An 18,406-nucleotide genomic window follows, 5' to 3' on the forward strand; every position below is an offset into this window, starting at 1 on the left:
GTCTTATTTTGATTTCTTAGCTAGAACTTGGGCTCTTTGCGCTTCCTTACCTCTATGTTTCCAACGTTTATGCGTCCATAAATAATGTTCAGGTCTTTCATAAATCTGTTGCTCTGCCAATTTTATAAACTGGTCGGTAATCTCGCCCTTTTCAGTTGACGGTGCATTGGCGGTTATGGTAGAAATTTCTGCTTTATAATAACCTCGTTTTACTTTTGACACTTTTAGGAAAACGACCGCAAGGTCCATTTTTCTTGCCAAAGTTTCAGCTCCATTAATGACCGGAACTCGTATTCCCATAAATTCTTTCCAGTATTGAGAACGACTAACCTGAGGAGATTGATCACTTACCATACCAAAAATACCTTTAATGCCATCCCTTTTGTTTTTTACAATGGTCTTTACGGTTTCTTGTTGGGTAATAAGAGTTGTATTCCACCTAGCACGTACTTTACGGCTCCAAGAATCAAAATATGTATTATTTATTTTAGTGTAGACCGCATAACCTTTGGATTTTACGTAGTTATTTAAGCTTACATTCCATTCCCAGTTGGCGTAGTGAGAACATACTACAAGAATACTTTTTTCTTTCTCAATTTCTTGAATAAGTTCAACATTCTGAATATCATACTTTTTAGCCACTGCTTCTTTAGAGAGATTCATGGTTTTAACCATTTCTAGAAATGAATCGCAGAGGTGTTTGTAAAATTCTTTTTCAATACGTTTTCGTTCTTCAATAGGTTTTTGGGGGAAAACGAGTTTTAGGTTAGATTCTACAACCTTTCTACGATACCCGATTACATGATAAATAAGAATGAATATCAAATCCGAAAACCCATAAAATAAACGATGTGGCAATATAGAAATAAACCAAAGAAAAGGATAGGCCAATACGAAAACAAGGAGTTGCATATACCGTAAAATAATGAGCAAATATAGCTATATTTGAAACCAATAAAATACGCTTTATGTATAGTTTGCATCCTGCAACAATTGCCATTATCGCAGCAAATGTTCTAATATCTCTAAAGGGCTTTAACGATACGGTATTCTTTGATAGGTATAAATTTAGTATTGGAGGAATTAGGGCAGGAGAGAAAGAACGGGCACTTACTTCGGGTTTTCTGCATGTAGATCTCGCGCATTTGTTCTTTAACATGTTTACGCTGTATTTTTTTGCAGATGTAGTCATTAGTTGGTTCGGTCCTGTTCAGTTTTTAATTATCTACTTTATAGCCCTTGTGGCGGGTAACCTGCTAAGTATATTCTTTCATAAAAATGAGCCATACTATAGCGCGGTTGGGGCAAGTGGCGCTGTTACTGGGGTTTTATATGCCGCCATCTTACTTCAGCCAGATATGCAGTTAGGCTTTTTCTTTATTCCCATTCCTTTGCCCGCTTATGTTTTAGGTATTGGGTATTTGCTATATTCTATTTATGGAATGAAAAACAGTGTCGGTAATATTGGGCATTCCGCTCACTTTGGTGGTGCCATAGGCGGATATGTGACCACGTTAATTTTTAAACCTTCTCTATTTCAGACGGATACACTTATGGTGATTCTATTGGCACTGCCCATTGTGGCACTCTTCGCCTTGGAAAAGCTAGGAAAATTAAAATAAGTAGTCTTTTTCCTACGTTAAAAAATACCTTTCATCGGACTGTCAACATTTTAGACCTCTTTTACAACATAAATTACCGTTATAAAAGGCTTGAGCTTAATTTTGGACTTTAAAATAGTGTTATATGTCCCAATTTAAAAAGTTCACCCTACTTTCTTTTGTATTCTTATTCGCAATTTCATGTTCGGACGAGACAACTTTTTTTGACCAAGAGGCTGAAGAAGCCTTTAAGGAAAAAATTGATCAAAACTCAGTTTCTGTAACAGACTTAACCGAATTGAACAGTGTTCTTAATTTTGATGAAGCTGGTGTTGTAGATTTAGTAACTAGCACTGCATCGACAAACGGGAAATTCTTTTCAACTGCCAAAGGAAATGAATTGGCAGGCGATTATCCATTAACTTTGGTAGCTACACTTGATGCACCAAGGCCTAATTTTGATGGCTTTGATAATTTAGCAGCAACGCATGTCGCCATAAATGGTGATGTGGCCTACGTTACCTATAATACGGCTGGCCTTGGCTATGCAGGTGCCATGTATATTATCGATATAGCCGATCCGCAAAATCCCGTTGTACTTTCTGGTATTTTATATTATGCAGATTTAAATTCTGTGGTTTATAATGAAGGCCATGCTTATGTAGTAGGTGGTTTTGACGCCGGCGAATCGTTGACCAATGCATTTATTGGAAAGATACCGGTTGCTGGAAATACGATAGATTTTAACAATATTACCTATGGTATACAAGACGGTTTTAATGTGCCCGATGTAGCTATACAAAACGATAAGGTCATTGTCGGTAGTGGTACTAACGGCTTGCTTATTGCCTATGACAAGGCTACAATGACAAAATTGTACGATACACCTGTTACTGATATACGTTCGCTTTCTGTAAAGGATAATACCATTGCTGTTTTAGACGCTAGCAGTGGTGTAAAGTTTATGGACCCAGATTTTAATTTGGTAAATGAAATAGCAATATCTTCCGATTTCGGTGTGGATGAAAAGCGTACCATTACCCATTTTGGAGAAAATGTATTGGTGGCCGAAGGTTCGAATGGAGCAGGAGTCTATAATGCTGCCACTGGAGCATTTATAGAGCACTTACCTATTTTGTTAGACCCTGATGGAATCGAGGCCGTAAATAAAGTGACCAATGCGGTTTCCGTAAACGAAGATGTGGTCTTCATGGCTAACGGTGGTGCTGGTTTGGCATTATTTAAGGGAACAGGTTCTACAGCTGATCCTTATGGTGTTATAGACTTAGCTGGTTCAATTAATTATGTTGCTTCTAAAGGAGACTACTTATTTGCGGCGGCAGGTCTTGGCGGATTCAAGGTCATTAAAATGAATAAGCCATCACCTGAGTTAGAGGAACGATGCGCTGTTTCACCAAGTTATAACGGTAGAAATAGACTAACAGTAAATATAGGTGAAGATTTATCGTATAGTGGTTCTAGAAGTTTAAGAGAACTTACTATTAACGGGTCTCTTTTACTATGTGGTTCATGGACGGTAAGAGATGGTATAGAAATAGGTACTAATGCCCTGTTCGAATTAAGTGGTTCGATGACAGTTGCTAGAAATAGTAGAAGACAAGATGTTACTGTAGGCGAAGGAGCAACCTTTAGGGTAGAAGACGGTAACTTAACCATTTGGGGAGATTTGATTCTTGAAGATAATGCTTCACTTGAATTTATTGGAACGAATACAGTAACTGTGCATGGTAGCGTTATTCAGTCCAGTTCAGCTACGATTAGTGGCGATTTTGATGACACCGAAGGAAGTTTTTAATAAGATATAAAGAATAAAAAAAGCCCTGTGCAACTAATTGCACAGGGCTTTTTAGTTTTAGATAACTTGAATTTAGTTGAGCAATAACTCAGCTACTTTTTCTTCAAGTGCTGGTCCACGTAAATCCTTGGCTACAATAACTCCATTTTCGTCCAATAAAAATGCCGCAGGTATTGCGTTTATGTTATACATTTTAGCAATCGGGTCATTAAAATATTGAAGATTCGAAACATGGTTCCATGCTAAGCTATCCGCTTCAATAGCCTTTAACCAATCTTCCGATTTTCTATCTAAGGAAACTCCGACAACGTTAAAACCCTTGTCCTTATACTTATGGTAAACAGAAACTATATTAGGGTTCTCAGCTCTGCAGGGTCTGCACCAAGCTGCCCAAAAATCAACGAGGGTCAATTTACCCTTTACATCATTTAAAGCTAAAATTTTACCATCAGGGGTCGGACCAGAAAATTTTGGAGCCGAAGCACCAACTTCTGTGGCCGCCATGGCGTTTAGTTGTTCAGATAATTCTTTTCCTGGTTTTGATTTTTTTAAATCTTCTGTAAATCCATCAAAAAGAGCTCTTACCTCCTTGGACGGAATTGCTTTTGTTTTTAATAGATTATCCAATAATAGAACTGAAATAATAGCACTAGGGTTGTTTTTAATAAATTCTTTATTGAAGTTCTGAGACCTCTCTTGCAGTTCAAAGTACTCTTCTCGTAATGAACTAAGAGTGGCAGTGTCTCTGGTTTGATTTGCTATGCGCATTTCTCCATTAATAGATTCTGCCATTTGGCGTAATTTTCGTTGCTCTTTCAAGAAATTAGCGAAAAATTCATTTTGGGGCGTACCTTCGGCATTGGTGAAAATTAGACTATCCTTTTGTCCTTTATAAGAGATTGTACCATTCTCCAACATTAGAGGCCAGTTACCACGAATACCTTCGAATACCATATAATGTAACGCAGGTGCGTCTTGGGTGCCTTCAAATTTAAATTTTCCTGCGATTATGAGGGCCGTATCAATATCAACAAGTTTTTTTGTAGAATCCATTGTTTTTAGATAAACTTTAGTGCTATCGTTCATCCCTCCTGTAATCTCACCGTTTATGGTATATCCATCCGTTCCAGTTCCACATGCTATAATAGAAATAGCTATTGTTGCTACGGCTAAGAATTTTTTCATAAGATTTTAATTTTTGCCAAAGGTAAAGATATTAACAGGCATAAAAAAAGGCTCCAACTTGGAGCCTTTTAATTTTACTTTTTAAAATTGATAACGGAGGCCTAGGGCAATATCGAAAAGGAAATCATTATCGAATCCGTCAAATCCTATGATTCCAATTTCTGGGCGTATATCCAAAGAAATGAGTAAAGGGATATCGAAATCATATTCCAGACCTAAGTTTCCGGCGGCAAAAACAAACAGTCCGTCGTTATCATCGCTAAACCCATTATTATTGTTGGGTACAGGTTCAAAATCAGCATTGCCAAGTCCGCCACCAACACCGTAATACCAATTAAATCCACCGTCAATTTGATGAACCCATTGGTAAACACCTGCAAGTTTAAAGGCGTCAAACTCTCTACTGTCTCTAAAACCCAGATTAAATTCGGCCCTGTTTAGTCGACCGATGGCTTTTTGATATGAAATTTCTGCCCCAAAGCCGTCGCTATCCCCTAAACGTAAGCCTAAAGTATGGTCTGAAATGCTCTGAGCCTGAACAGAAATTGTTGCAAATACAAATAGTGCTGTAATAAATGTGATGATTCTCATAAGTTTCTCGATTTAATGAAATTAAAAAATAAGTCTCTTTTCTACTTAGTGTAATAAAACTTACTTTAGTTGTCAAAAATTGTTCCAACTTGCAAATTTCGGTATTAAAAGAACTTTCTGACAACCTTGAAGGGGAATTAAAATTCGATAATTTATCCAAAACACTGTATGCTACGGATGCTTCTGTGTATCGTAAGATTCCCTTGGGCGTTGCCTTTCCAAAAACGGATAATGACTTAAAAGTGCTATTGAGATTTGCAACTGACCATGACATCGGACTGGTACCTAGAACAGCTGGCACTTCATTGGCCGGTCAGTGCGTCGGGGATGGTATTATTGTAGATACCTCTAGGTATTTTACTAAAATCATACATCTTAACGAGAAAAAGCGACAAGTTGTCGTACAACCAGGTGTTGTGCGAGATGAGCTTAACCGGTATTTAAAACCATATGGTCTTTTTTTTGGTCCGAATACGTCTACTTCTAACCGATGTATGATAGGTGGAATGGTCGGTAATAATTCTTCTGGAACAACTTCAATACAATACGGAGTAACTCGAGATAAAGTGGTTGCGTTAAAGACCATTTTAGCAGACGGCAGCGATGCCTTTTTTGAGGAAATAACAAAAAAAATCTTTGAAGAAAAGTTGAAAGTTGATTCTTTGGAAGGAAAAATCTATAAATTTCTCTATCAAGAACTTTCTGACCCCAAAATTCAACAAGAAATTCTTTCCGAATTTCCTAAACCAACGATACACCGTCGAAATACGGGTTACGCGGTTGATGAGCTTTTGCGCAGTAGCGTTTTTGATGGTAATGATGCAAATTTCAATTTGTGCAAGTTGTTGAGCGGTAGTGAAGGTACACTAGCTTTTACCACAGAAATTACTTTACAGCTAGATGAACTTCCGCCGGAATATGCTGCTATGGTGGCCACACATTATTCTTCTTTAGAAGATTGTTTGAGTGACGTAGCACCTGTAATGACCCATAGCTTGCATTTATGCGAAATGATGGATAAGGTGATTTTAGATTGTACCAAAAATAACAGGCAACAGCTAAAGAATCGCTTTTTTGTCGAAGGAGACCCTGCTGCAATTTTGATGTTGGAGGTAAAAGCGACTTCAACGGAGAAATTGGAACAAGAGATAGAAAACCTGCAAAAGACCATTCAAAAATCGGGCTTAAGTTATGCGAGCCCCGTTTTGTACGGTGATGATATTCGTAAAGCCATAGAACTTCGAAAAGCCGGTTTGGGGCTATTGGGTAATATGGTGGGCGACAAAAAAGCCGTAGCTTGTATTGAAGATACTGCTGTGGCACTTGAAGATTTAAAAGATTTTATTCTTGAGTTTTCTGAAATCATGGCTGGTTATAAGCAAAATGCTGTTTACTATGCCCATGCAGGGGCCGGTGAGTTGCATTTAAGACCAATTCTCAATCTTAAAAAGTCTTCCGATGTGGCTATATTTAGAGCGATAACAGCTGATGTCGCAAAATTAACAAAGAAATACAAGGGTAGTTTTAGTGGTGAACATGGTGACGGTATTGTGCGGGCAGAGTTTATACCCCTAATGATTGGGGAATCAAACTATAAGCTTTTAAAGCGTCTTAAATCAGTGTTTGACCCTTCATGCATTCTTAATCCAGGTAAGATTGTTGATGCGTATCCAATGGATGAATCCCTGCGATATGAGATTGATAGGAAAGAGCCTGAAATAAATACCCTTATGGACTTCTCGGATAGTGAAGGTATTCTAAAAGCGGCCGAGAAATGTAATGGGAGTGGTGATTGTAGAAAATCACAACATATGGCCGGGGCTATGTGCCCCAGTTATCACGCCACATCAAATGAAAAAGACACCACTAGGGGTCGGGCCAATACCTTACGAGAGTTTTTAACCAATTCAGATAAACCGAATCAATTTGACCATGAAGAACTAAAAGAAGTCTTCGATTTGTGTTTGAGTTGTAAGGCTTGTGCAAGCGAGTGTCCCAGTAATGTTGATATTGCAACTCTAAAAGCAGAGTTTTTGTATCAATACCAAGAAACAAATGGGTATACCTTTAGGAGCAAACTATTTGCAAATAGTACAAGGTCGAATGCCTTGGGCAGTAAGTTTTCTGGCCTGACCAATGCGGTTTATGATTCTAAAATCTTAGGTGGAATTCTGAAAAAAGTTTCTGGTGTTGCTGTCGAAAGGTCTTTGCCAAAAGTTTATAGTTTTAATTTTGATAATATCATTCAAAGCATTAATAGTAAGAAGGTTAATTCATGTAAAAAGGTAGTATTATATTTAGATGAGTTTACCAAATACTTGGATGTTGAAGTTGGCAAAGATGCTATTCATGTTTTACAAAAACTAGGGTATGAGGTAGAGCTGTTTTATGCTGAAAGCGGACGAACCTATTTGTCGAAAGGTTTTTTAAAAGAAGCCAAAAAGCTTGCGGTAAAAAATATTGAAGCATTGAAACCAATATTAGAGAAAGATTTGCCCATAGTAGGTCTTGAACCGTCTGCAATTCTCTCTTTTAGGGATGAGTATAAGCGATTATATGACGATAAGGTTCTTGTTGATAGACTTGCTAAACAAAGCTTTTTAATTGAAGAGTTCTTAGCTCAAGAAATAGCAGTTGGCAACATTTCCGCCGATAGTTTTACCTCGGAGGCTCGAACAGTAAAAATTCATGGGCATTGTCATCAAAAAGCCTTATCAAATCAAAAGGTCACTTTTGATGTTTTGAACCTTCCTAAAAACTATAAGGTTTCTATTATCGCTTCGGGCTGTTGCGGTATGGCCGGCTCTTTTGGTTATGAAAAAGAACATTACGAAACAAGCATGGCAGTGGGGGAGTTAAAATTATTTCCAGCCGTACGTAAAAGTGATGTCAATACTATTATTTCTGCAAATGGAACCAGTTGCCGTCATCAAATCTTTGATGGTACGGGAAGAAAAGCGCTACATCCCATCACCATCTTGCGTCAAGCCCTGCTTGCCTAATGATTTTTTATTAATGTTACTAGACTTTACTTTTCTTTCTTCGGTAATTGAGGCTATGAGTTCGTTCATATCCATTTCCTTTAAATCCTCATCAACAAAAAAAGGCAGTAGTTTATCATAATTGTAGTGATAAACGCGCCATCTTTTGAACGAATACTCCAAAGCGGTAAGATTTTCGACCCAATCACCAGAATTTAAATACATGGTTTTGCCATATTTGTTCTCGTATTGCTCTTTTTTGGGTTCGTGAATATGTCCGCAAATCACGTACTCATAATTTTTTTCAATGGCCAAGTCGGCAGCGGTTTTCTCGAAATCATTAATGTGCTTTATGGCACCTTTTACGCTATTCTTTATTTTTTTTGATAGCGAGTACTTCTCTCTGCCCATCTTTGCCAAACACCAATTGATAAACCTATTGATTAAGATAAGTAGATTGTATCCATAACTACCCAGTTTTGCCAGCCATTTGGCATTTTGAATGGATACATCAAATATATCCCCATGAAATATCCACGCTTTTTTTCCATCAAGGTTTAAAACCAATTTATTGGCGATACTGAAGTTTCCTATAGAAGTGGCCGAAAACTTTCGCAGCATTTCATCGTGGTTGCCTGTTATGTAATGGACTTCCGTTCCTCGAGATGCCATTCCAATAATTTTCTTTAACACTTTCAAGTGAGATGGAGGAAAATACCGTTTGTTAAATTGCCAGATATCAACAATATCACCATTAAGAATCAGCTTCTTTGGATGTATGCTATTCAGGTATGCAAGCAATTCTTCAGCATGGCAACCATGTGTCCCCAAGTGAACATCAGAAATAACTACTACTTCTATCTTCCTTTTTTTCAACACCAAAATTTTAGGCAAAATAACAGTGAAGAAATAAATTGGCAATCAATTTGAAGTCAAGTGTTTATAATCTAATTGTTAACTAAACATTACAGTATGGCCCAAATGTTTATAAATCTTTAACTGCGCGATATACTTTGTTAAGAGACAAGGAAAAATTACCTTTGATATCTTCAAAACCACTGATATGGCAGGCAATTCGTTTGGAACTCTTTTTAGACTAACTACTTTTGGCGAATCCCATGGGCGTGCTTTAGGTGGGGTCATTGATGGTTGCCCAGCAGGGATAGTTTTAGATTTAAATGCAATTCAAAATGAACTAAACCGAAGAAAACCAGGGCAATCCGCCATTGTTACCCAGCGTAAGGAGCCAGATACTGTTGAAATATATTCTGGACTCTTCGAAGGAAAGACTACAGGTACACCTATTGGTTTTGCGATTCATAATACAAATCAGAAATCCAAAGACTATTCACATATAAAAGATTCATATCGACCTTCTCATGCCGATTACGTCTATGATAAGAAGTATGGATTTAGAGATTACAGAGGTGGGGGTAGAAGTTCGGCTCGTGAAACTGCAAGTAGAGTGGTTGCAGGTGCCATTGCGAAACAGTTTTTAAAAGGAATTGAAATCAATGCTTTTGTTTCTCAAGTAGGGGAATTAAAAGTCCAAAGACCGTATCAAGAATTGGACTTTAAAGAAATTGAAAAGAATCCTGTCCGTTGTGCCGACCCGGAAATGGCGAAGCAAATGGAAGATTATATCAAATCCATTAAAAAAGAAGGGGATACGATTGGCGGGGTGATTACCTGTGTGGCAAAAAATGTACCGATTGGTTTAGGGGAACCGGTTTTTGATAAACTTCATGCCGAACTCGGAAAAGCAATGCTTAGTATAAACGCTGTAAAAGGTTTTGAGTACGGTAGCGGATTTGATGGAGTTTTGATGAAGGGTAGTGCTCACAACGACCAGTTCAATAAAGATGGAACCACTAAAACCAACCTGAGCGGAGGCGTACAAGGGGGTATTAGTAATGGTATGGACATCTACTTCAATGTTGCGTTTAAGCCGGTAGCCACGGTATTACAAGGTTATGAAACCATAAATAAAAAAGGGGAGAAAGTAAAGACCCAAGGTAAGGGTCGTCATGACCCTTGTGTAGTGCCGAGAGCAGTACCTATCGTAGAGGCAATGACCGCTTTGATATTGGCGGACTACTACTTGCTGGCAAGAGTCAACAAAGTATAAGGCATTTGGTTGATTTCCTTTCAAAATAGTATCTTACCGACATAAACTTCAACTATGCGTAAATTAGAATTGCACTGGAAAATCCTTATTGGGATGCTTCTAGGTATCGTTTTTGGATTTGTAATGACCCAAGTTGATTGGGGAGCTTCCTTTGTTTCGAATTGGGTTCAGCCTTTGGGAACAATTTTTGTCAAGTTGTTGAAGCTTATTGCGATACCCCTGATTATTGCTTCTTTGGTCAAGGGAATTTCTGATTTAAAAGACATTTCAAAATTTAGAAATATCGGTCTACGTACCATTGGCATTTATATTGTCACGACCATTGTAGCAATAACCATAGGTTTGGTTTTGGTAAATATAGTTCAACCAGGGGATGGAATTTCTGAAGAAACCGTAGCAAAACTCACCGAGACCTATGCGAATTCTGAAGGCGTCACCAAAAAGATGGATGAGGCCATGAAACAAAAAGGCAGTGGTCCATTACAGTTTTTAGTGGATATGGTTCCCGATAATGCGTTAAAGGCTATGAGTGATAATAGTTTGATGCTGCAAGTCATATTTTTCACCATTTTCTTAGGTATTTCTATGCTGCTGATAGGTGAAAAGCGAGCAAAGCCCTTGAAGGATTTCTTTGATTCTCTTAATGAAGTGGTGCTTAAGATGGTAGATTTAATTATGCTTTCAGCACCTTATGCAGTATTTGCCCTTTTGGCCGGTGTTGTGGTTTCGTCAAGTGACCCTGATCTATTATTGGCACTTTTAAAATATGCTGCAACTGTTGTTGCCGGGTTGTTAATCATGATTGTATTTTATCTAATCGTGGTTTCTGGTTTTACAAAAAAGAATCCATTTTGGTTTTTAAAGCAAATGAGTCCTGCCCAATTATTGGCATTTTCTACAAGTTCAAGTGCTGCAACCTTACCCGTTACTATGGAGCGCGTTGAGGAACATATTGGGGTGGATAAAGAAGTTTCCAGTTTTGTGCTTCCAGTTGGGGCAACCATTAATATGGATGGCACCAGTTTGTATCAAGGCGTAGCAGCAGTTTTTATTGCGCAGGCCCTTGGCTTCGATTTAACGCTTGGTGATCAGCTTACTATTGTGCTCACGGCACTTTTGGCTTCTATTGGTAGTGCTGCCGTGCCTGGAGCCGGAATGGTGATGTTGGTCATCGTTTTAGAAGCGATAGGCTTTCCTGCGGATAAGCTGGCCATAGGCTTGGCTCTGATTTTTGCGGTAGACAGGCCTTTGGATATGTGCAGGACTGTTGTGAATGTGACGGGAGACGCAACGGTGTCAATGATAGTGGCCAAGTCTGTCGGCAAACTCGGTAAGCCCAAAGTAAAAAACTGGGACGATCATTTAGAGGAGGTAAAATAGCTAATCAGATTCCTGATTATTTTGCAGTTCAAAAAATAGCGACTAACTTATAGACTTCAACCAAGACCCTTAAAGAATGAATATTTGTTTTTTGATGTATCCGTGGGAAGAAATAGACCCAGAAAACGATACAAGTTTATCCTTAATTCATGAATGCGTTAAAAGAGGGCATGGCGTTGCACTTTGCAGCCCGGCGAACCTTACGATTCGCAATAGTGTTACCAATGCTTTTTGCACCGTAATAAATAGAATGGATAAGGTTTCAAGTAGTTTAAAAACCTTCTACAAGCAGGCAACACTTAGGGAGGAAATGCTTCCTTTAGCTGGATTTGATGTGTTATTCATGAGGGCAAATCCGCCTCTAGACCCCATAATGCTCAATTTTTTGGACTCGGTAAAAGATGATGTTTTTATTATGAATTCGTTGCAGGGTTTAAGAGAGGCCAATAATAAATTGTACACGGCAGCATTTGGCGATAGCCATAGCAATATTATTCCTGCTACGCATGTTTCTAAAAACAAGCGTCACCTTATCCGTCAGATTAAGGAATCTAAGGCCGATAAAATGATTTTAAAGCCTTTAAACGGTTTTGGGGGTTCCGGTGTTATTCTTATAGAAAAGTCAGCGATGAGTAGTATTCAATCACTACTAGATTTTTATATAACTAATTCAGATGGAACATCTAACTATGTCATACTTCAAGAATACATTGAAGGTGCGGACCAAGGCGATGTTCGTATTCTTTTATTGAACGGGCTGCCAATTGGAGCCATGAGACGTATTCCGGGAACAGATGATCACCGATCAAATGTATCCGCCGGAGGATCTATAGCAAAGCATGCTATGACCAAGGAAGAGAAAGCGCTTTGCAAACAAATTGGCCCTAAACTGGTCAAAGACGGACTCTACTTTGTTGGTATCGATGTGATTGGGGGCAAATTGGTTGAGGTTAATGTAATGTCACCAGGTGGAATCACGTATATGAACAAGGTGTACAAAACCAAAATTCAGTCGAAGGTTATCGATTTTGTAGAAAGTAAGGTCATTGATACTCTAGAAGCCTTTGACCGTAGGTCACGTTTAAGAAATGAGGTTGCCAATGCGTAAGCTTTCTATTAACGCCATAATTAAAAGCATTAAGTCCGAGGAAATTTTTGAAGCAGTTGCTGAAGATTACTCCTTTACTTTAAAAATTGAATCCTACGTTCCTTATGTCTGCGGTGCAGTTCATGATGGACATCAGTTCAGAAAGTCTTTATGGGATAATTGTAGGCACACCGAATACGAACGTTGGTATGAAGAAGACCCCTGTACGAAGCAGATGGTGCAGTCGCACCCAATCGTTATAGCGGGTTGTGATAGTCGGTTTGAATATGACTTGAACAGGGCACCAGAAACAGCGGTATATACAGATGCCTGGGGAAAGGAATTATGGAAATCTCCTTTAAAGGATAATGAAAAACAACATAGCCTTAAGAAGCATGATAATTTTTATCGGGTAGTGAATACGCTATTGACCAAGCTAGAAGAAAAATACCAACGAGTACTGGTTTTTGATATGCATAGCTACAATTGGAAACGTTGGGATAGGGAAGTACCTACGTGGAATTTAGGCACAGCCAATATCGATATTGAAAGATTTGGTGCTATCGCCCAGGATTGGAGTAATACCTTAGGCGGAATGCAACTTCCGAACGGAATTGTTTCTACTTCACGAATAAACGATACCTTTCAGGGGAACGGTTACTTTTTAAAGTACATTACAGAAAATTTCAGCAATACCTTGGTATTTGCGACAGAGATTGCTAAAGTCTATTGTGATGAGCTTTCAGGTATTATTTACCCTGAAGTGGTCAAATCGGTTGAAGAACAGCTAAAAGAAATGATACCTTTGCAGTCTGAAGCGTTTCAAAAAGCCTTATGATTCAGTCTGTAGAAACATTGACCCAAATTCAAGAAGAATACCCTCATTTGTTTGAGATAGATGCCAATTTAGACCGTTTGGTCAAGCGTATCGAACTGTTGAGCTATGTAAATCCTTTAAATATAGAGAAAGAGAAGCAGCGCTTTTTCGCTTCAAAATACACCTGTGAACCTGCATTTAAGTATCCAAAATTAAAATTCAACCCTTACAAATTGCACCGTCTTTTTTTTTCACAGCGATTGGAAAGAATCAAAGATGATAGGGTTAGGAATTTTTATCAAGAGGTGATTTATTACTATGCCAATATGATTCAATGTATTGAAACGATAGGACATGGTAAAAGATTCTATTACAATTCTTTACGTGTTTTTGGAACTCCAACAGAGAAAGATGTTCAGAATGCGAGATTTATTCTTCATTATGCAGACGAACCGGCTAGCGGTGATATGGAAAAAGTATTTTCTCCGCAAGAAGCCAAAAGCTATTTTGAAGATTTTGCGAAGCAATATGACTTTCCCTTGAACATAAAATTTTCAACGAACATTGCTGCAGATGCAATGGTGAGTAATAGTTCGCAGACGCTTTTTATCAAAAAGAATACTAGATTTAGTAAGAATCAGCTTTTAACCTTGGCGAACCATGAAATTGGGGTTCATTTGGTTACAACTTTCAACGGTTTAGAACAACCATTAAAGGTTTTTTCTAACGGTTTGCCTAAAAATGTCGAAACCCAAGAAGGTTTGGCGGTTTTTAGTGAATATATGGGTGGGGCATTAACGCTTAAACGCCTAAAAGAACTTGCTTATCGCGTTATTGCTTCCGATAGTTTGATCAAGGGCTATGGTTTTGCCGATACTTTTGATTTAATACATGGCCAATACAAACTAAACCGTGACGAAGCATACAGTATTACCCTAAGGGCCCACAGGGGTGGCGGATTTACGAAGGACAGACTTTATTTAAGCGGACTTCGAAAGATTTATAAAAAATACCAAAAGAAAGAAAGCCTTGATGCATTGCTTTCCGGAAAAGTTACCTTAGATAGTCAAGAACATATGAATTATTTGAGTGGAATCGGTTTAATGAGCCCAATAACACATAAAAGCCATTCATTTGCACAAAATTTGAATACAAACAGCACTTTGGATTTTATTTTAGAGAACCTAAAATAGAATTACCATGATAAGGCCAGTATCTTTTCTTTCTACTATTCTACTGATTTTCTTTGTACCTATAGCACTTACCGCCCAACAAAAACCTTTGGGGAAAGCACCTGCAAAATGGTTTTCTTATATAAGCCCTGGTGAGCTGACGAATATTATTGAATACGAAGATAAATTGGTTCTTGAGAGCATCAGTGAGCTCAGTGATGATAAAAGACCAAACCTTGATACGGTTTATATTATTAAGCGAATTGATGAGAAATTTTTAGTAATAGAAAAAAAGTCTAGAAAAGGATTTGGATTAATGGAGCGAACTGCCAATATAGCCAATGGATACATCGAAATAAATGCACCGCTAGAAGCTGAGAGCATTAGCGCTTTAGAAGAAAAATTAAAAGCCGGAGTTCCTGATTGGAAAAACCTGGAATCAAGAAGATTTTATACCGAAGACCGATTTAATGCACTTAAAAAAGCACCGGGGCTTAATGAGATAACCCGTGAAGACCTAATTACATCGCTGGCCTGGCGAGAACCCTTGGGTGCTTTGCTCAAAGCTTATGTTGATGATAACCCGGATAGAGGGCGGTACAAGATATACCGTTATATGGAAGCCTTTAGAAATAAGAAACTTATTGAATTGGGTTATAATCCATATAAAATAGTTGCCTATAATTTTGAGGAAATGTTCAGCGGTGATGAGGAAGTAATTAAATTGTTGACCGAAGAAATTACTTTTGATTAAAATTTAAAAGCGAAGACGAGTTGATTTCGTCTTCGCTTTTTATAGTTACAAGGATATATATTTTCCCCTTGGATATTTGACCTGAAAAGAGAAGCTTTCCTTTTTATTTTCTTTGGGGGCTAAATCTAGATTCCAACTTAATAGACCATTTTTTTTATCGTAAGTAGCATTGTAGGTCTCAACATCATCGACTTTTATGTCTTTATGTTGTGATTTTGGTATTCTATCCATCAGTTTTAGGCTAATGGCAGTGTTTTTATTGTTTTTTACCTCAAGGTCATAGGTGCGGTCAAGAATACGGTTGCTCCCCGTGAACGATTTGCTTTTAAAGTTGCGCTGTTGTTTTCTCGTCACGGTAATATTTGCATCAATGCCTAAAGACAGTACCATTTCCTTTTTAACGGTATAGGGGTCTAATGCTGTTTTACCGGCATAAGTACCTTCAAAATAGATATTGGCTTCACCAGGCAATAGCTGGTATTTCTCCCAGTCTTTAAAACTAGCGGTCAAGAAAACATTTTCATTGATAATCGGAGCGGCAAAATATTCATAACTCGCAGGCATTTGAAACGTATTGATTTCAATGGCAGTAATATCACCATCAGATGCAATGGAATAGGGTTTTTTGATAATGAATTTGGCATTGGTTAAATCATCTTGAAGCCTGCTCTTTTTTGTAGTGATAACAATTACTCCATTTGAAGCTCTACTCCCATAAATTGCTGTAGCATTGGCATCTTTAAGTGTCTCAATATGTTGAATTTCACTCTGGTCTATATCGCTTTCAGAAAAACCTTCTATTGGCACACCATCGACAATGACTAATGGCTCTGGTTGTTGATACCTAATTTTCGGGGCTTTATGGGTAGAACCAGAAGCCCCGTTTATATTGACCCCAGCAGCTCTACCTTGTATTAGTTGTTCAGCTTCTATAGATGAAACAGAGGCTGAATAATTTTTAGATGAGGAGCCATAAGCAGTTACCACAACTTCCTCCAATGCTTCAGCATCTTCTTCCATACGTATGTTCATTATGGAGGAGTAGATAGGTAGTTCCGTTGTTCTTTGGCCGATATAAGAAAACTGCAGTTCTTGGCCGGTGGTAACATTCAAGGTGTAGTTGCCGTCAAAATCGGTTTGCGTACCATTTGTTGTTCCTTTTACAAGCACGTTAACGCCTGGTAAAGGTTGACCTGATTCGTCGGTAACCGTCCCAGTTATTCTTTTTACAGTGGGGTTAAAAGCATATCCCTTCTTTTTTGAGGTTAGCTTTTGTCTTCTTGAATAGGCGCTTACAAAATTCAAATATTTGGTATCTAAATTGGGCTTGGACACATTATAGCTTGGGTTTCCTGTCGAAAGTGTGACATTGACATTATTCCAATCTTTACCCGTGTTTTGATACACATTGGCCTTATAAGCGAGATTCAAGGGTGCATTGAGTGCTTTGGATTTGATATCGTAATTGGGTATCCAACCGGCATCTTGTACTTGATAGGCCAGTTGAATGTTTAAAGTAGTGGCTATGGGAGCGTCAAACTTTATCCTCAGTTCTCCTTGAGGTAGTGCAGGGGATTTATTAGCTTCCGCCAATTGGTTTTGAATATCCCTTAGGTCCTTATTATGTTGATTAATTTCTAAATTGATTTTAAAAACTTCATTTTTAATTGCAGTTATGCGTTCACGATAATACTGACTGATTTCTTTAATTTTTTGAAGGTCTAAGGCTTGATTGTCAGCACTTACCAATCGGTTGGTGGTAATGACTTTTTCTTCTTCCTCCAATCCAACAATCTGATTCCTTAAAAAAGTAACTTCGGAAGTTATTCGCTCAATTTCATTTTCCAATAGTGTAGTTTTTGGATGGCTTTCAGATTTATCTAAATAATTAATGTCGTAAGACATGGCCAAAATGGAAACAACTGCTAAACCGGAAACCTGAATACTGCTTTCTTCAATCTTATGCGAAAGACCTGTAAAAATAACCTCAGAAGTACCCGATTCTAGCTTGCAATTCGCATTTCTCGTGATTTGCGCTCCAGATAGGTAAACGGTTACCTCTTTAATCTTGGATGGTATTTTTACCTCATTGGCAAAAACAAAATAGGGGAGTAGGAATAGAATTTGAACGAGCTTTTTCATAAGATTGGCTTTAAAGTTTCACCAAACCTAGTTTTTGTTCATACTAATTAAAATCGATAATTAGTAAAACCAATTTATTTGTAAGTAAAGTAGCTTTTTGAATTAGGCAAGTTAAAAATGTCATTCTGAACGCAGTGAAGAATCTGAGTTCTAGTGGAAAATAAGATTCTTAGCTCAAATTTTTCACTCAGAATGACAAAAGAACTCCCTGTCATTTCTAGAAGCGATAGGAATTATCAATTGAGGAATTAATCCACAAACTTGGCCTGTAACTCGGGGGTAGGAATCATACAGGCATCTTTCTTGCCATACCATTTGTAGCGATTACGGGCGACAAAGTCATATACTATATCGCGGATACCCTTAGGAAAAACATAAAGTAAGGAAGAAAGGGTACGATATCCCTTAAGTCCTTTACCGATTTCTAGGGCGGCATCGGATTTTGTGTAATAGGCTACACCGGGTTCAATTAATATAATGGAATCTATTTGACTGGTATCTATTCCACGCTCCTTAGTGAGTTGTTCACCAATTTCACTTTGCAGTGCTGCGAAACGAAAGGTGTCTTGTTTGTCGCGTTTAATCACAAATTGTACGACCCCATTGCAAAGGTTACAAACCCCATCAAAAAGAATAATTTTTTTGTTTTCTTCTACCACTTTGGCAATTTGTAGTCATTTCGAGCGAGCATAGCAACGAGAAATCTCGATTTCTCAATTGGCATATCTCATCTCACGTTGAAATGACGGTTG

At 38.1% G+C, this 18,406-nt stretch carries 15 protein-coding genes; 9 read left to right on the plus strand and 6 right to left on the minus strand.

The window, feature by feature from the left end:
• Nucleotides 1-3: 3 nt before the first annotated feature.
• Nucleotides 4-912 carry a lysophospholipid acyltransferase family protein gene (locus tag ACFSQJ_RS01145; RefSeq protein ID WP_377764910.1) on the minus strand — a complete coding sequence of 303 codons (909 nt, stop codon included), beginning with the start codon at nucleotides 910-912 and terminating at the stop codon, nucleotides 4-6.
• Nucleotides 913-968: 56 nt separating this feature from the next.
• Between ACFSQJ_RS01145 and ACFSQJ_RS01150 the strand changes: the two genes are divergently transcribed.
• Entirely contained in the window at nucleotides 969-1,622 is a 654-nt protein-coding gene (locus tag ACFSQJ_RS01150) for a rhomboid family intramembrane serine protease (RefSeq protein WP_377764911.1), read from the plus strand.
• A 124-nt stretch (nucleotides 1,623-1,746) separates the two neighbouring features.
• Nucleotides 1,747-3,417, plus strand: coding sequence for a hypothetical protein (locus tag ACFSQJ_RS01155; RefSeq protein ID WP_377764912.1), 1,671 nt, complete (start codon nucleotides 1,747-1,749; stop codon nucleotides 3,415-3,417).
• A gap of 72 nt (nucleotides 3,418-3,489) precedes the next feature.
• Here the strand turns inward: ACFSQJ_RS01155 and ACFSQJ_RS01160 are convergent, their stop codons facing one another.
• Both ACFSQJ_RS01160 and ACFSQJ_RS01165 read right to left on the minus strand, forming a co-directional pair.
• Entirely contained in the window at nucleotides 3,490-4,602 is a 1,113-nt protein-coding gene (locus ACFSQJ_RS01160; protein ID WP_377764913.1) for a redoxin domain-containing protein, read from the minus strand.
• An 81-nt stretch (nucleotides 4,603-4,683) separates the two neighbouring features.
• Nucleotides 4,684-5,193, minus strand: a complete 510-nt coding sequence (locus ACFSQJ_RS01165) for a hypothetical protein (RefSeq protein WP_377764914.1) — start codon at nucleotides 5,191-5,193, stop codon at nucleotides 4,684-4,686.
• Between the two features lie 89 nt (nucleotides 5,194-5,282).
• On the opposite strand from ACFSQJ_RS01165, the gene ACFSQJ_RS01170 reads away from it, so the two are divergent.
• Complete coding sequence (locus ACFSQJ_RS01170; RefSeq protein ID WP_377764915.1) at nucleotides 5,283-8,195, plus strand: FAD-binding and (Fe-S)-binding domain-containing protein; 2,913 nt, start codon at nucleotides 5,283-5,285, stop codon at nucleotides 8,193-8,195.
• On the opposite strand, the gene ACFSQJ_RS01175 is transcribed toward ACFSQJ_RS01170, so the two are convergent.
• A complete protein-coding gene (locus tag ACFSQJ_RS01175; RefSeq protein ID WP_377764916.1) occupies nucleotides 8,154-9,050 on the minus strand; it encodes a UDP-2,3-diacylglucosamine diphosphatase in 897 nt (298 codons plus the stop codon). The two genes, ACFSQJ_RS01170 and ACFSQJ_RS01175, sit on opposite strands and share 42 nt — an antisense overlap.
• A gap of 187 nt (nucleotides 9,051-9,237) precedes the next feature.
• Here ACFSQJ_RS01175 and aroC point away from each other — a divergent pair, with 187 nt between their 5' ends.
• The 6 genes from aroC to ACFSQJ_RS01205 all read left to right on the plus strand — a co-directional run bounded on the left by aroC (nucleotide 9,238) and on the right by ACFSQJ_RS01205 (nucleotide 15,512).
• Nucleotides 9,238-10,302, plus strand: coding sequence for a chorismate synthase (aroC, locus tag ACFSQJ_RS01180; RefSeq protein WP_377764917.1), 1,065 nt, complete (start codon nucleotides 9,238-9,240; stop codon nucleotides 10,300-10,302).
• A 54-nt stretch (nucleotides 10,303-10,356) separates the two neighbouring features.
• Complete coding sequence (locus ACFSQJ_RS01185) at nucleotides 10,357-11,682, plus strand: dicarboxylate/amino acid:cation symporter (RefSeq protein WP_377764918.1); 1,326 nt, start codon at nucleotides 10,357-10,359, stop codon at nucleotides 11,680-11,682.
• Nucleotides 11,683-11,758: 76 nt separating this feature from the next.
• Nucleotides 11,759-12,790, plus strand: coding sequence for a glutathione synthase (gene gshB, locus ACFSQJ_RS01190; protein ID WP_377764919.1), 1,032 nt, complete (start codon nucleotides 11,759-11,761; stop codon nucleotides 12,788-12,790).
• Complete coding sequence (locus ACFSQJ_RS01195) at nucleotides 12,783-13,607, plus strand: N-formylglutamate amidohydrolase (RefSeq protein WP_377764920.1); 825 nt, start codon at nucleotides 12,783-12,785, stop codon at nucleotides 13,605-13,607. The genes gshB and ACFSQJ_RS01195 overlap by 8 nt, the downstream gene beginning before the upstream one ends.
• A complete protein-coding gene (locus ACFSQJ_RS01200; protein WP_377764921.1) occupies nucleotides 13,604-14,779 on the plus strand; it encodes a flavohemoglobin expression-modulating QEGLA motif protein in 1,176 nt (391 codons plus the stop codon). Before ACFSQJ_RS01195 ends, ACFSQJ_RS01200 begins: the two co-directional genes overlap by 4 nt.
• A gap of 7 nt (nucleotides 14,780-14,786) precedes the next feature.
• Entirely contained in the window at nucleotides 14,787-15,512 is a 726-nt protein-coding gene (locus tag ACFSQJ_RS01205) for a hypothetical protein (RefSeq protein WP_377764922.1), read from the plus strand.
• A 45-nt stretch (nucleotides 15,513-15,557) separates the two neighbouring features.
• Here ACFSQJ_RS01205 and ACFSQJ_RS01210 read toward each other — a convergent pair whose 3' ends face one another.
• Together ACFSQJ_RS01210 and ACFSQJ_RS01215 are read right to left on the minus strand one after the other, a co-directional pair.
• The gene (locus ACFSQJ_RS01210; RefSeq protein WP_377764923.1) at nucleotides 15,558-17,654 is read right to left on the minus strand and encodes a DUF4139 domain-containing protein; all 2,097 of its coding nucleotides are present in this window, start codon (nucleotides 17,652-17,654) and stop codon (nucleotides 15,558-15,560) included.
• A 248-nt stretch (nucleotides 17,655-17,902) separates the two neighbouring features.
• Complete coding sequence (locus ACFSQJ_RS01215; RefSeq protein ID WP_377764924.1) at nucleotides 17,903-18,313, minus strand: thiol-disulfide oxidoreductase DCC family protein; 411 nt, start codon at nucleotides 18,311-18,313, stop codon at nucleotides 17,903-17,905.
• Nucleotides 18,314-18,406 lie beyond the last annotated feature (93 nt).

Origin of the sequence: Croceitalea marina, assembly GCF_042684265.1 — a bacterium.
Taxonomy (GTDB): Bacteria; Bacteroidota; Bacteroidia; order Flavobacteriales; family Flavobacteriaceae; genus Croceitalea; species Croceitalea marina.